The 14,426-nt window shown below is 69.7% G+C and carries 15 protein-coding genes; 11 read left to right on the top strand and 4 right to left on the bottom strand.

The genetic code is table 11. The features are described from left to right. Positions 1–34: 34 nt before the first annotated feature. Positions 35–484 carry a transposase gene (locus LZG04_RS39205; RefSeq protein ID WP_374202979.1) on the top strand — a complete coding sequence of 150 codons (450 nt, stop codon included), beginning with the start codon at positions 35–37 and terminating at the stop codon, positions 482–484. Then, positions 378–788 carry a transposase gene (locus LZG04_RS43215; RefSeq protein ID WP_374202978.1) on the top strand — a complete coding sequence of 137 codons (411 nt, stop codon included), beginning with the start codon at positions 378–380 and terminating at the stop codon, positions 786–788. Before LZG04_RS39205 ends, LZG04_RS43215 begins: the two co-directional genes overlap by 107 nt. Here LZG04_RS43215 and LZG04_RS39200 read toward each other — a convergent pair. Continuing rightward, entirely contained in the window at positions 715–2,460 is a 1,746-nt protein-coding gene (locus LZG04_RS39200; RefSeq protein WP_233826989.1) for an alpha-keto acid decarboxylase family protein, read from the bottom strand. The two genes, LZG04_RS43215 and LZG04_RS39200, sit on opposite strands and share 74 nt — an antisense overlap. Positions 2,461–3,272: 812 nt before the next feature. Here LZG04_RS39200 and LZG04_RS39195 point away from each other — a divergent pair. The 7 genes from LZG04_RS39195 (at position 3,273) to LZG04_RS39165 (ending at position 9,926) form a co-directional block, all read left to right on the top strand. Further along, positions 3,273–4,856 carry an alpha/beta hydrolase gene (locus LZG04_RS39195; RefSeq protein ID WP_233826987.1) on the top strand — a complete coding sequence of 528 codons (1,584 nt, stop codon included), beginning with the start codon at positions 3,273–3,275 and terminating at the stop codon, positions 4,854–4,856. A gap of 151 nt (positions 4,857–5,007) precedes the next feature. Next, a complete protein-coding gene (locus LZG04_RS39190; protein ID WP_233826985.1) occupies positions 5,008–5,796 on the top strand; it encodes an SDR family oxidoreductase in 789 nt (262 codons plus the stop codon). A 146-nt stretch (positions 5,797–5,942) separates the two neighbouring features. Continuing rightward, on the top strand, positions 5,943–7,046 hold the full coding sequence (locus tag LZG04_RS39185; RefSeq protein WP_233826983.1) for a Glu/Leu/Phe/Val dehydrogenase dimerization domain-containing protein: 1,104 nt from the start codon (positions 5,943–5,945) through the stop codon (positions 7,044–7,046). A 405-nt stretch (positions 7,047–7,451) separates the two neighbouring features. After that, the gene (locus tag LZG04_RS39180; protein ID WP_233826981.1) at positions 7,452–7,880 is read left to right on the top strand and encodes a hypothetical protein; all 429 of its coding nucleotides are present in this window, start codon (positions 7,452–7,454) and stop codon (positions 7,878–7,880) included. Between the two features lie 305 nt (positions 7,881–8,185). After that, entirely contained in the window at positions 8,186–8,596 is a 411-nt protein-coding gene (locus LZG04_RS39175; protein WP_233826979.1) for an integrase, read from the top strand. Positions 8,597–8,669: 73 nt separating this feature from the next. Continuing rightward, the gene (locus tag LZG04_RS39170; protein ID WP_308199672.1) at positions 8,670–9,212 is read left to right on the top strand and encodes an integrase core domain-containing protein; all 543 of its coding nucleotides are present in this window, start codon (positions 8,670–8,672) and stop codon (positions 9,210–9,212) included. Positions 9,213–9,410: 198 nt separating this feature from the next. Then, entirely contained in the window at positions 9,411–9,926 is a 516-nt protein-coding gene (locus LZG04_RS39165) for a hypothetical protein (protein ID WP_233826977.1), read from the top strand. Here LZG04_RS39165 and LZG04_RS39160 read toward each other — a convergent pair. The 3 genes from LZG04_RS39160 to LZG04_RS39150 all read right to left on the bottom strand — a co-directional run bounded on the left by LZG04_RS39160 (position 9,837) and on the right by LZG04_RS39150 (position 12,172). Further along, positions 9,837–10,658 carry a BTAD domain-containing putative transcriptional regulator gene (locus tag LZG04_RS39160; protein ID WP_233826975.1) on the bottom strand — a complete coding sequence of 274 codons (822 nt, stop codon included), beginning with the start codon at positions 10,656–10,658 and terminating at the stop codon, positions 9,837–9,839. The genes LZG04_RS39165 and LZG04_RS39160 overlap by 90 nt on opposite strands. Before the next feature lie 107 nt (positions 10,659–10,765). Then, positions 10,766–11,596, bottom strand: a complete 831-nt coding sequence (locus LZG04_RS39155; protein ID WP_233826973.1) for a sulfurtransferase — start codon at positions 11,594–11,596, stop codon at positions 10,766–10,768. 42 nt (positions 11,597–11,638) lie between these two features. Beyond that, entirely contained in the window at positions 11,639–12,172 is a 534-nt protein-coding gene (locus LZG04_RS39150) for an HPP family protein (protein WP_233826971.1), read from the bottom strand. Positions 12,173–12,410: 238 nt separating this feature from the next. On the opposite strand from LZG04_RS39150, the gene LZG04_RS42880 reads away from it, so the two are divergent. Both LZG04_RS42880 and LZG04_RS39140 read left to right on the top strand, forming a co-directional pair. Next, positions 12,411–13,955 carry a vanadium-dependent haloperoxidase gene (locus tag LZG04_RS42880; RefSeq protein WP_233826969.1) on the top strand — a complete coding sequence of 515 codons (1,545 nt, stop codon included), beginning with the start codon at positions 12,411–12,413 and terminating at the stop codon, positions 13,953–13,955. Positions 13,956–14,029: 74 nt separating this feature from the next. Next, on the top strand, positions 14,030–14,426 hold a 397-nt coding region (locus LZG04_RS39140), incomplete at its 3' end, for a 2-oxoacid:acceptor oxidoreductase family protein (protein WP_233826967.1).

Genomic DNA, 14,426 nt, shown 5'->3' with positions numbered 1-14,426 from the left:
GGGGTTGGTGCCCCGGATGCCCGGGGGTGATGGGGTGTGGCTGCGGCCGGCCAACTACCAGGCCGCGATCGAGCAGCTCGTGGCGCGGGCCGCGGGAACGGCGACCGAGGTGCGTCTGGTTGTCGGCCTGACCGGCCACGCGGCCACGCTGTCGGTCGCAGTGCTGGTCGCCGCCGGACAGCGGGTGGTCCACGTACCCGGCCGTGCGGTCAACCTGATGTCCGGCGCCTTCCGGGGCGAGGTGAAGACCGACGCCAGGGTGATCGCCGAGACCACCCGGATGCACACCGACCTGTCACCGGTGACCGCGTCCGACGACCTGGTGGTCGAGCTCGCCCGGCTGACCGGACACCGTGAGGATCACGGACACCGACGAGGTGGTCACCAGCCGGTTCCGGACACAGCCACAGCCCCACATCATCGAGTCGCTGCCAGGCATCGGTCCTCACCTCGGGGCCGAGCTCGTCGTGGTCACCGGCGGTGACCTCACCGCTTTCGGCACTCCGGGCCGCCTGGCCTCCTGCGCCGGCCTGGTCCCGGTCCCGAACGACTCCGGACGCGTCACCGACGACATGCGCCGGGCGCTCCTGCGTGACGGCGGACGTTCACACCGACCGCGCCACGACCCGCCACCCACGCGGCTTGACACGATCATCGAGATGTCCTCCTCGCTCGAAGTGCGGACGCTGCCGACCAAGCGGTGGCCGGCGTCGCTCACGGCACCCACTTCGCCTTGTCGGGACGGTTGGCGATCATGCGGAGGAACGCCGATGGCACATCGTCCTTGAGGAGGAACGCCTCGATGAGGACGAGCCGGTCCGTGGTGGAGGCGGCTCGGGCGAGCGCCTTGTCCAGATCGGCGGGCGTGCGAGCGGACAGCACGAGCGGGTCCGGCACGCCGAGCGCGGCCGGCATCCCGGACCAGTGCCAGCGCACCACTTCGTTGTAGACGGCCCGCCTTCCGTGGGTGGTCCGCTCGACCGTGTAGCCGTGGTTGTTCACCAGGAGCACGATCGGGTTGAGCCGGTGTCGGCCGATCACGCCGAGTTCCGGTGCGGTGAGTTGAGCCGCGCCGTCGCCGATGAGCAGGAGCCCGCGCCGGACCGGATCGGCGAGTTGCCCGCCGAGCAGCGCGGGGACGCAGTAACCGATGGAGGACCACAGCGGTTGCGAGACGAAGCGGGCGCCACTGGGGAAGCGCTGGTCCGCCGAGCCGAAGAGCACCGTGCCGCTGTCGGCGTAGACGCTGTGGTGGGGCCGCAACGTCTCACCCAAGGCCTTCCAGAGGTAGGACTGGGTCAGCGGGATCAAGCGCCCGCACCACGTCCGGGTGAGAGCTGCGGCGGAGTTCTTCACCGTCGTCAAGACGTTCGTCGCCGACGAGCCCTCCGAGGGCCGCGTGACGGCGGACGTGCGAGCAGGGGGACGGCGGCGCTCCTCGATCAGCGCGGCCAGCGCCGTCAGCGCGGCCGCCAGCGGCACGCCGGGGAAGGCGACGCCGTTCACCCGAGCGGTGGTCGGTCCGAGGTCGATGGCCTTCCCCGGATCGAATTCGTGCGTGAACTTGCCGGTGATGTGATCGGTGAGCAGCACACCCGCCATGATCAGCGGGTCCGCGCGGTCGATGGCGGCGCGGACGTCCGCCCTGCTCATGGCGCCTGAGTACAACCCGAGGAATCCGGGGGTGTGCTCGTCCACCACGGTCTTGCCACCGAACGTCGTCGCGTGCGGGAGCGAACCGGACGCCAGCAGCGCGGCCAGCTCCGCGCGGGCGTCGAATCGGTCCACCAGGAAGTCCGTCAGCACGGCGACCTCGCCCGACCCGGCGAGCCGCGCCCGGGCCGCGGCGCGGAACGCCTCGAGGCTGTCGAGGTCCGCCGACTTCAGGTCCGGCCGCTCCAGGGGCGGGAGCGGCGACGCGGGACCGAGGGCGACGTCGCGCGGCACCCGCAGGTACCCGGGCCGGCGCTCCCGCAGGCAGGCCGTCACCACGCGGTCGACCTCGGACTGGGCGTCCTCGGGTCGCAGCACCGCGTCCGCGCACACCACCTGCCGGTGCGCGCGGGCGAACCGGTCGAGATCACCGTCCCCCATGGTGTGGTGGACCGCGCTGCCCGCCTGCTCGGTGGTCGTGGTCGGTCCGATCGCGATGTGGAGCACCGGGACGCGCTCGGCGTAGCTGCCCGCCACGCCGTTGATCGCGTTCAGCTCGCCCACCCCGAACGTGGTCAGCAGCGCGCCGAAGCCGTTGACACGCCCGTAGCCGTCGGCGGCGTACGCGGCTCCCAGCTCGTTCGTCGTCCCGACCCACTCCACCCCGGGGTGGGCCACCACGCGATCGAGCACCTTCAGGTTGTAGTCCCCCGGCATGCCGAACAGGTGCCTCACTCCCAAGGAACTCAGGCGGTCCAGGATGTGGTCGATCACCGTGGCGCTCGTGTCCGCTCGGCTGGTCGTCATGTGCTTCCCTCTCTCAGCGTGGGAACCGGCGTCGCACCGGTGTTCCGTCGGGACGCGGTGCGCCCGGCTCGTCGGCTGGTGCGAACCGCGCACCGGGGCGCGTTGATCGGGCGTGCGCATCCCGGCCGCGTGCAGGGGGTGGCAGGGCAGGCACCGGGGTGAACGCTCGGCGCCCACCGTGGTCACCTCGTCGCCGGTGTCCTGAACGGGGGGAGCCATGCCCCATGACGCGTGCGGTGGTGGACGGCTCGGCGGGTGTGGCGCTGTGCATGGAGGTCCTCCGGGCCGATGCCCCTTCGAGGTAGCTGGATCCCGGATTTCCGGTTCCGCGCCACCGACCGTATGCAACGATGCGACGCGCGTCGTCCGTCGGCACTGTCTCGTGTGGTCGGCCGATCCGCCACGCGTCACGCCCTCGTCGCCGCCGCCACACCCGGACACCTGCGGTTCAAGCCCCTACCCGGAACCACCGCGACGAAGCGGACGAAGCGACCGATGGCCGTTTCGCCAAGTCAGCCACCATCCACGTGAGACGGCACCCTGTTGACGCCCGTGGCGTCACGATCGGGGGCGCGGACCCGACCGCGAGCCACCCCACTGCGCCTTTCACGCCTCCCGGTGAAACCGCGACCCCGCCGATGCGCCTGCCGACGAACACCGCGCGGTCCTACGCTCTTGCACCAGTAGTGGCTGCCCGCGGGCTCGCAGCCACCCGCCGCCCTCTGCCGCGGCACGCTCCGACGGTGCCAGGGTTCCCACTGCCACCACAGCGACGTTCCGTGGGACGACCGATCCGGTGAGGAGCACGACCAGTGGCACCGCACGATCGCGAGACGCACGACTGGGACGGGTCCGAACGCTCGGGGACACGACGGGGCGTCGGAGTGGGGCGGTGGTACCACGATCTGCTGACGACGATCGAGGTCGGACCGGACTCCGGTGACGAACGGTTCCGCGACCCCGCCTGGGACTCCCCCGGCTACCGCTTCCTGCTCCAGGGATACCTGGTGTGGCGCAGACTGGTGCTGGCGAGCGCCGCGGCTCCGTTCGTGCCGGCGGGGCGCCGGCAGCAGGCGCGGCTCCTGGCGGAGGTCGTCGCCGAGGCGTCGGCTCCCCCCAACACCCTCATCGGCAACCCGGCAGCACTCCGCCGCGCCGTGGCCACCCGTGGCGCGAGCGTGGTCCGCGGCACGGCAAACTTCCTCGACGACGTGCTGCGCCGCCAGGGCCGCCCGGCCAAGGCGCGTCCAGGCGCCTACCACCTGGGCGTGGACCTGGCCGCCACCCCCGGCCGGGTCGTGCACCGGGACGACTTGATGGAAGTGCTCCAGTACGAGCCGCGAACCACCGAGGTGCACCAGGTCCCCCTGCTGCTCATCCCCGCGTGGGTGAACAAGTACTACATCTTCGACCTGGCCCCGGGCCGCAGCCTCGTCGAGTGGGCGGTCCGAGAAGGGTTCACGGTGTTCGCCGTCAGCCAGCGCAACCCCCTGCCCCACCACGAGGAGGTGGGGTTGGACGAGTACTTCCGACGGGTTCCGCTACGCGCTCTGGACGTCGTTCGGGAGATCACCGGGGCCGCGGAAGCCCACTTGGTCGGAGTGTGCGCGGGCGGGATGCTCGCCGCGTCCCTCGCCACCCGGCTCAAGGCGACCGGCGAGACGGGTGCGGCGTCGCTGACGCTGCTGATGTCCGCCCTCGACCACCCCTCGCCCGGTGAAGGCGACAACCCGTGGTCGGAGCTGGAAATCAAGCTGTTGACCCGTGTCTTGTCCAAACAGGACGGTATGGTCGATGCCGGTCGGATCAGCCTGCTGCTCGATCTGCTGCGCTCGCGGGACACGCTGTGGCAACCGTTGATCTCGGGCTGGCTGATGGGAGAGCGGTCGGAGCCCTTCGACATCTGGTCGTGGAGCGAGGACGGGGTGGACGTGCCCCGCCTCCTCTTCGAGGAGACGTTGCGGTTGTCGACCGACAACGCGCTGGCCCGCGGCCGGCTGCGGATCGGGGGCGGGCCGGTGGACCTCGCCACCGCCACCCAGGACGCCTTCGTGGTCGCCGGTGTCCGGGACCACATCGTCCCCTGGCAGACGGTGTACCGCAGCGCGCGGTTGCTCGGCGGTGACGTCGCGTTCCACTTGGTGCCCTCCGGGCACGTCGGCGGCATCATCAGCCCGCCGCGCCCCAAAGCCGCCTACCGCACGGGACCGACACCTCTGCCGGTCGACCCCTCGGTGTGGTCGGCCGGCTCGGTGTCGCGTCAGGAGTCCTGGTGGCAGGCGTGGACCCGCTGGCTCGCACCCCGTTCCGGACCGCGGGTGCCCGCCACTGCCGTGGGGAGCGCCCGACACCCCGCCGGCGCTCCCGCGCCAGGTCACCACGTGAGGGCACGTTGAAGTCCGCTCCCGCCGCGCTGTGGGAGGCGCGCCGGGCACCGTTGTCGAGGAGGCTCGGCCTGCCCTCGCCGTGCGGCGGAGGGCTCCGCGAGCACGGGCCTTCTCCGTCGCGCCCCGGCTATCGGCCACAACGACACCAAGGGGTCGACTCATGATTCTCGATCGGTTCCGCCTGGACGGCGAGGTCGCGGTGGTGACGGGCGCCGGCCGCGGCATCGGTGCGGCGATCGCCATCGCGCTCGCCGAAGCGGGGGCGGATGTCGTGCTCGCCGCGCGCACCCGGTCACAACTGCTCGCGGTGGCGGACGAGGTGCGGCAGAGGGGTCGTCGAGCGCACGTGGTGGAAAGCGACCTGTCCGACCCGGGTTCGGCAGCGGCGTTGGCGGGTGTCGCCGAGGCCGAGTTCGGCCGGCTCGACGTGGTGGTCAACAACGTGGGCGGTGGCCGGCCCGGTCCGCTGGGGCGAAGCTCGACGGACCTCCTCGAAAGGGCTTTCCGCTTCAACGTGTCCACCGCTGACGCCCTGACGCGTGCCGGGGCTGAAGTGATGCTGCGCGGCGACGGCGGCGCGATCGTCAACATCTCGTCCGTGATCGGACGCGTCGCCGGTCGCGGGTTCCTCGCCTACGGGACGGCCAAGGCCGCGTTGACGCACTACACCCGCCTCTCCGCCGCGGATCTGGCACCCAGGATCCGGGTCAACGCCGTGGCGCCCGGGACTGTGCTCACGTCGGCGTTGCGGAAGTTGGTCGGTGAGGAGGTGATGCGCGAGCGGGTCGAGGCGTCGACACCGCTACGGCGTATCGGCGATCCGCAGGACGTCGCGGCCGCGGTCCTCTACCTCGCCACGGACGCGAGCGCGTACCTGACCGGGAAGGTGATCGAGGTCGACGGCGGATTGCACGCGCTCAACGTCGACCTGGGCTTCCCCGACCTGTGAGCCCTCTCCCAGGGCGGGGCGGATCACCTCTTCCCGGCGTCCTCGTGGCACGCCTGCGCCCCACGACGACCACCTCGCCGCCGGCGTGACGGAGGGCGCGTCCGGTCGGCGGTGGCGACGATTCCCCGTCCTCCAGGAGGAGAAGCATGAGTTCGTTCAGCGTCAGCGCGCCGACCGCCGTCCTCGGTTCGGCCGGCTTCGAGCACGAGAAAGTGATCCTGTGCCAGGACCGGGCATCGGGCCTGAAGGCCGTCATCGCCATCCACTCGACCGCACTCGGCCCGGCACTGGGAGGAACCCGGTTCCGCGCGTACGGGAGCGACGAGGAGGCCATCGTGGACGTGTTGAACCTGTCGCGCGGCATGTCCTACAAGAACGCGGTCGCCGGCCTCGACTTCGGCGGCGGAAAGGCTGTCATCATCGGTGACCCGGTCCGGGTCAAGTCCAAGGAACTGCTGCTGGCCTTCGGCCAGTTCGTCGCCTCCCTCGGCGGTTCCTACGTGACGGGCTCCGATCTCGGCACCACCACGTCGGACATGGACGTGGTGGCCCGGGTGTGCCAGTGGACGGCGGGCTTGTCGCGCGTGGTCGACGGTGTCGGGGAGACGGCGCTCCACACCGCCCGCGGCGTGCTCAACGGCATGAAGGCCGCCGCACACCACCGTTGGGGCACTTCGTCGCTGCGCGGCCGGACGGTCGGCGTCGCGGGACTGGGCAAGGTCGGGCGCCCGTTGGTGGAACTCCTCGTCCGGGAAGGCGCGACGGTGGTGGTGACCGACGTGCTCGGCGAGGCGGTGTCCCGGGTCACCGGAAGACTTCGCGAAGTCGTCGCCGTCGACGACACCGACACCTTGGTCCGGATCCCCGGGTTGGACGTCTACGCCCCCTGCGCACTGGGCGCGACGCTGAACGACGACGTCGCGCCTGTGATCACCGCCAAGGTCGTGTGCGGAGCCGCCAACAATCAGCTCGCCCACCCGCGCGTGGAGCGGTTGCTGGCCGATCGCGGTGTCCTCTACGTGCCCGACTACGTCGCCAACGCGGGTGGCGTGATCCAGGCCGCCGGTCAACTGCGCGGGCACTCGGCTCTCGACACCTCCCTGAAGGTGGAGAAGATCTTCGACACCACGCTCGCGGTGCTGGCCCGAGCGGCGTCCACGGGCATGCTGCCCGGCGAAGCCGCCGACGGCATCGCCGAACAACGCATCACCGCCGCGGCCGGCACGAGGCCGTCGGGCGCGAAGCCCTGAACCTCGTGTCCTCCCGGTGGCGGGATCGTCCTGGACGAGGGTTCCAGCCGCGGCCCCGAAGGCCCAGTGGCCGTGGGGGCCGACAGCTGAGAACGCCGCTTGCACCTGGTGGACCGGGGTCCACCAGGTGGCCTCGTAGCCGTCTGAGCCGCTGGACGAACAACTCGAGTTCGCCCGTGCGTAGGCGTAGGTGGTGTTCGACGGCACCGGCAGGCCAGTGCGGCGGCCTGACAGTGATCACGGTGCGTGCCGGATGCGTCCGCAACGGTGGTGACGTGCCCTGGGTTTCGTGGGTCGGCTGCCGGCGGAGGGCCACGCGCCCGCGCGGTGACCCGCACGCGGCGGCCGGTCGGTGACACGAGGCCGTTCCGCCGCTGCTCGAGGCTCTTGTGGAGGCGGATCGGGATGCCGGTGGAGGTGGCCCGCACGCTCGCTCGGCTGCACGTCGTCCAGGGCGAGATCGGCGGGGTCGGCGCCGAGGCCAAGAGCTCCAAGGCGCCCGACGCCATCGACAGCCGACGTCTCGTCGGAGCAGTCTGCGCGGCACTGCGCCAAGGCCGGTTGTGGTCGCCACCGGGCGCGGCGCCACCATGTCGACCACCTCGTCACGCGCCAGACCTCTTCGTCCACCGGTGCTCCACAGCACGTGTCCCGCCGAACGCGGATCGTCATTCCGGCGACGCGTCGAACGCCGCCGCCCGGCCACCGGCCATCACGGTCTGGCAGGTGCTGCCGGACTTCCTCCACCTCGACACCGTGCTCGGCAAACGCCTCTACGCACTGGCGTTCCTCGAACACGGCACCGGAGTCACCGCCGACCCAACCCAGGAATGACCGTATGGAGGTTGCCGGCCAACGGAAAGGACCTCCGGGGGGGTGCCGCGTGAGGGTGCGCCTACCAGCCGTCAAGACCAGTACGAGCAGGACCTCGCGCCAGGCACTGCCGGTCACGGCTTGACCGCAGCTCGGCTCGACCGACCGACCGCTTCACTCCTGGTCAGAGACCAGTCAAGGGATCGATACGCCATCCCTCGCACCGAATGACACCGTGTTCGGCCTGTGAGGTGCCACAATTCTGCACTGGCATGCTGAGCTGCGACGATCGGGCACGCTGGACCTCCAGGGCATGATCGTGAGGTGTGGCGTTACGACTGCTGTACCTGACCTTCATCCGGCTCGGTGGCTGGTTGGTTCTGCTCAGCCGGTCTTCCACGGCCAAGGACGTCGAACTGCTGGTACTGCGGCACGAGGTCGCCGTGCTGCGACGAACCAACCCCCGCCCGCAGTTGGAGTGGGCCGATCGTGCGGTGCTCGCCGCGTTGGTCCGACGACTCCCCCGACTGCCGCGCGAGCACCGGTTGGTGACCCCGGAAACCATCCTGCGATGGCACCGGCGCCTGATCGCGCGGAAGTGGACCTACCCGAACCGAACCGGCCGACCGCCGGTCGACGACACCCTCATGGCGTTGATCGAGCGCATGGCGCGGGAGAACACCGGCTGGGCCTACCGCAGGATCCAGGCGAACTGCTCAAGCTCGGCCACCTGGTAGCCGCCTCAACGGTTCACCGCGTGCTCAAACGCCTACGAATACCGCCCGCACCGCAGCGCGACACCGACATGTCATGGCGACGGTTCCTCCGCACCCAGGCCACGAGCCTGCTGGCCTGATGGAAGTCGCCACCCGCTACGTCCACGTCCTCGGCACCACCAACCCCGACGGACCCCGGACCACCCAACAAGCCCGCAACCTACTCATGGACCTCGACGACCGAGCCGACAGCTTCCGGTTCCCCATCCGCGACCGAGCCGGCCAGTTCACCACCTCGCTCGACGCGGTCCTCACCACAACCGGCATCCAGATCGTGAAGATCCCACCACGCTGCCCGCGAGCCAACACCCAAGCCGAACGGTTCATCGGCACCGTCAGACGCGAAGTCACCGACCGACTGCCCATCATCAACGAACACCACCTGCGGACGGTGCCGGACCGCTACGCATCCCACTACAACCACCACCGACCACACCAAGCACTCCAGCTCGCACCACCACGACCGGACAGGCCACCAGTAGAGCCGAGCTACACGTCGATACATCGCCGACCAGTCCTCGGCGGCCTCATCAACGAGTACGAACCCGGCAGTGGACGACGCCGTCGTCCTCGGTGAGACCAGCAGACGCTCGATGTAGTGGTTCAGCACCGGGTTAGCGACCTGCTCTTTTCACCCGCCACCCCTCAAACCCACCTTACCGCGCAATTCCCACCGGTTGCCGAGTCAACAAAGTCATCGTGACGAATGGGCAACGGGTCAGCGACAGACTTTTCGCTAACCTCTGGCCCGCTCACCGACTTCACAGGAGGCACAATGCTGACGGGTCGCCGGAGGATCGTTATCGATATTATTGATCGCTACCAGCGCAGCCAGGTCGCGGTACAGCGCGCGGTCATCGGCGTGCTGTACGTGTGGTTCGGCGCGCTCAAGGTGGCGCCCGGCCTGAGTCCCGTGGACGACCTGGCCGGCCGGGCGATGTCGGCGATGACGATGGGACTGGTCAAGCCCACCGTGTCCATGCCACTGCTGGCCGTGATGGAAGTACTGGTCGGTATCGGGCTGATGACCGGAAAATTGCCCAGGCTCACCATCGTCGTGGCCGTGGTGCACATGTCGGGGATCTTCCTGACCGCACTCATCCTGCCGAGTGAAATATGGGCAGCCTGGGGTGTTCCGACCTTGAACGGCCAATACGTGCTGAAGAACGCGGTGCTGGTGTGCGCCTTGGCGAACGTGGCCTTACGGGTATTCCGGCAGGCTCCGGAAAAGGCGGTCGTCCATCGAGAGGCAGGTCTGGTGGATCCGTTGGGTCAGCAAGTCCGAGGGTGAGATGCCCAGTTCGTCGTGCAGCAGCCGCCTGCACTCCTCGAACTGGCGGGCGGCCTCGCGGCGGTTGCCTTCGGCGAGGTGCACGTCGATGAGCGCGCGGTGCGCGCTTTCCCGGTACGGGTCGGCGTGCAACGCCGCCAGGCCGACCTCGATCGCGAGGCCCCCGAGCCCTTTGGCGGACAGCATTCGGCACAACACCTCCAGCGCGTGCAGCCGCAATTGGCGGAACCGCTCGCGCTCCTCCCACAGCCATGCGTCCTCGGTGTGCTCCGGCAGCAGGTCCTTGAAGAGCAACTGGCGCACCGCGACCCCGATGTTGTCGGTGTCGACCAGCGCCATGTCACCGTCGAGCACCCGCAACGCGAGGTCGTCAGCCGCGTGCAGGTCCACCGACACGCCGTCGGACAGCCTGAGCTGGTCCCGGCTGGAGACCACGCTGGAATCGCCGCCCGGCGGCATCCGCCACAGCACTGAACGCAGGTTGGCCGCCGCACGGGTCGCGGAGGCGTCCGGCCACAGCACGGCGGCCACCCTGGCGCGGCTGACCGGGGCGCCGCGCAGCGCCAACAGCGCGACCAGCCGTTCCGCGCTCGCTCCGAGCTGGACCCGGTGGCCGTCGTGGTGGAACTCGAACCCGCCGAGCAGGCGCACCTGCGTACGAGCGCAGCGCTGTGGCGACGACGGGGTCGCCGGGTAGTGCGACCACACGTGTTCGGTGATCGTTTCGGACATGGTCAGGCGCTCCTCAGGCCCGGCAACGCGACAAGGGTGGACAAGGCGCGGCAGGCGTTCGAGGACTCGGGGGAGGAATCGTCGAACGCCTGCCGGCGATCGGGGAATCAAACGGACGCGCGCTCGATGGGTACGCCGGTGAGCATCCCGTATTCGTTCCAGCTTCCGTCGTAGTTGCGCACTCCGTCGACGCCGAGCAGCTCACTGAGGGCGAACCACGAGTGCGAGGAGCGCCAACCCATGCGGCAGTACACGGTGACGCCGTCCTCCAGCGAGACGCCGTGCTCGCGGTAGACCGCAGCGATCTCCTCGGGTGATTTGAACGTCTCGTCCTCGTTGACCGTCTCGGTCCACGGGATGTTCACCGCGCTCGGGATGTGGCCCCGTCGCTGGGGGTGGTCCTGCGACATGCCCCGCGCGGCCAGCAGTTCGCCGGAGTACTCCTCGGGCGAGCGCACGTCCACCAGCGCCGACGAACCGCCGAGCACGTCGTCGCGGTAGGCCCGGGTCGTGAGGTCGAGGTCCTTGGCCCGGTACTGGGTGCGGGGGCGGGTGACCGTTTCCTTGCTCAGCGGGTGACCGCCGACGATCCACGCCCGCCGGCCGCCGTCGAGCAGCCGCACGTCCCGGTGCCCGTACATGCGGAAGTACCAGTAGGCGACCGCCGCCCACCAGTTGCTCTGCGCGCTGTAGAACACGACCGTGTCGTCGTTGCCGATGCCCGACGCGGACACCAGCCGCTCGAACCGGTCACGCGGCACCACGTCGCGCACTACCGGGTCGAGCAGGTCGCGCTCCCAGTCGATCTTCACGGCACCGGGTACGTGTCCGGACTCGTAGTTCGCGGTGCCGTTGTCGATTTCCACCACGACGACCGAGGGATCATCGAGGTGGGCGAGTAACCATGCGGAGTCGACGAGCGGTTGGTCCTTCGACATGTCCTCAGCTCTCTTGGTGTTCGTTGCGATGGTGATGCGCGGTCACCACCAGTAGGTGGGGTAGCGCAAAGCGGGGATCAACTTGCCGACGACCCACCCGACGGCGATCAGCAGCACGCTGCCGATCAGGAACACGAGCACCGCGGTCAGCGGCGCGATCACCTGCACCACGACCACCGCGGCGGTCGCCGCCGCCGGCGCGTGCGCGGCCCGCAGCGCGAGCATGCCGCCGACGGCCAGGCCCGCGGCCACCGCCGCGACCCACAGGTGATGCCCGAACGCGGCGACCATCAGCAGACCGATCACCACCGACACGAGGTGGCCCAGTACCACGTTGCGGGGCTGCGCGGGCGGTGTCGCGTGCATCGCCACGAGCAACATCGCGGTCGCCGCCAGCGGGGCGGTGAACAACACCGACCGGGTCACCTCGCCGATCGCGACCAGCAGCAGGAGCATGACGACGGTGATCGCCGTGGCCCTGATGATCACCGAGGTGTTCGGTCGAGCGGGTGCCTTGCTCGCCCACCGGTTCGCCGTCGTCTCGACGGGTCCGGGATCGGCTGCGGGCTTGGTCATCGGGTACGCCTCTCGTGAATGACGACCCGCACGACCGGGTTGGCGGATCGCGTCCTTCACTCTGAAGCTTGAGGGGCGGTCACCGCTCCGATCAAGATCAACTCGTGAGCCGGCCATGAAGATTTCCGATGTGCGAGCCGCTGAACTCGACGATTGATGCGCGCGTGACGCCCGGGTGACGGGGCCTCTGAAGTAATCCCGCAGGTCTTACCCGGTTCGTTTTTCACCTGGAGCATCAGTGAGCCCTGACAAACGTCGCCGCGGTTTGCGCTCGACGCTGACGCCGGTCGCCCTGGCCGCCACCCTCACCGCGAGCGTGTTCACGCCGGTGGCCGGTGCTGAGAGCGCGACCGTGCCCGCCGGCGACAACGTGATCATCCAGTGGGACCAAGCCCTCATGGAGGCCGTCAAGGTCGGCAAGCTCGGGCCGCCGCACGTGGCCCGCGCCATCGGCATCCTGCACACCTGCACCTATGACGCGTGGGCCGCCTACGACGGCACGGCCACCGGCACGCGCTACGGTGCGCAACTGCGCCGCCCGGCCGCCGAACGGACCCTCGCCAACAAGAGCAAGGCCGTCAGCTACGCGGGTTACCTCGCGCTCAAGGACCTCTACCCCGCGAGCAAGCCCGCGTTCGACCAGCTCATGGTCAAGCTCGGCTACGACCCGAACAGCGTGCCCGGCGGGGCGACGTCGCCCGCCGCGATCGGCACCAAGGCGTGCCAGGCGGTGCTGGACTACCGCCACCGCGACGGCGCCAACCAGCTCGGTGACCTCAACGGCGGCGCGCCGTACAGCGACTACACCGGCTGGGTTCCGCGCAACGACCCGATGGACATCTTCGCCTTCGACCCGGCGACGGTGCGCGACCCGAACAGCTACCAGCCGCTGATCCACCCGACGCGCAACGGCCCGACGGTCACCGACGGTTTCGTCGGCGCGCAGTGGGGCAAGATCAAGCTGCTCGCGGTGCAGGGTCTGCCGGCGGCGTGGCAGGACGGCGTGCAGAAGGGGATCCTCGAAGGCCTGCGCCGCTCGAAAGCCCCCGGCCCCGCGCTGTACGGCACCGAGCGGTTCGTGCAGCAGGCTCAGCAGCTGATCGACATCAGCTCGAACCTGACCGAAGAGCAGAAGGCCATCGCGGAGTACTGGGCCGACGGCGCGGGCACCGTGACGCCCGCCGGTCACTGGATGGTGCTGACGCAGGACGTGTCCCGGCGCGACGGCAACACGTTGGACGAGGACGCCAAGCTGTTCTTCGCGATGGGCAACGCCCAGGCCGACGCCGCGGTCGCGTGCTGGTACGTCAAGCGGTACTACGACTACGTGCGGCCGATCACCTCGGTGCGCCACCTGTTCCATGGCCAGGAGATCGCCGCGTGGGGCGGTCCGAACCGGGGCACCGTCACGATGGACGGCGCCACGTGGCGGCCCTACCAGGAGGACACGTTCCCGACGCCTCCGTTCCCCGAGTACGTGTCCGGCCACAGCACGTTCAGCTTCGCGGCGGCCGAGGTGTTCCGGCGGTTCACCGGCAGCGACCAGTTCAACATGTCGACGACCATCCAGCCTGGTCAGCTGGTCTTCGAGAACAACCTGCCCAGCTCGCCGGTCACCCTGTCGTGGCCGACGTTCAGCGACGCCGCCGCGCAGGTCGGGATATCGCGCCGCTACGGCGGCATCCACTTCGAGGATGGTGACCTCCACGGTCGCGCGCTGGGCAGCGCGATCGGCCAGGTCACCTGGAACACCGCCGGTCTGTACTTCAGCGGTCGCGCGTGACGGACGCGAGGCGGTTCCCCGCCGGGAGATCCCCCGCCGGGAACCGCTTCGCCCCCCTTCGATCGGAGGAGCAAGTGCACGACGTGGTCAAGCTGGATCGCGTGGTGATCCGGTTCGCCGGTGACTCCGGTGACGGCATGCAACTCACGGGTGACCGGTTCACCTCGGAGGCCGCCGCGTTCGGCAACGACCTCGCGACCCAGCCGAACTTCCCGGCCGAGATCCGGGCGCCACAGGGCACGCTGCCGGGTGTGTCCAGCTTCCAGCTGCACTTCGCCGATTACGACATCCTCACTCCCGGTGACCGCCCCGACGTGCTCGTGGCGATGAACCCGGCGGCGCTCAAGGCGAACATCGACGACCTGCCCAAGGGCGGGATCCTGATCGTCAACACCGACGAGTTCACCAAGCGCAACCTGGTCAAGGTCGGCTACGCGGCCGACCCGCTGGAGGACGACACCCTCACCGGGA

This window comes from Saccharothrix sp. S26, from assembly GCF_021390395.1.
GTDB lineage: Bacteria > Actinomycetota > Actinomycetes > Mycobacteriales > Pseudonocardiaceae > Actinosynnema.
Note: the sequence above shows the minus strand (reverse complement) of the source record. Positions and strands in the feature narration are given on the sequence as shown.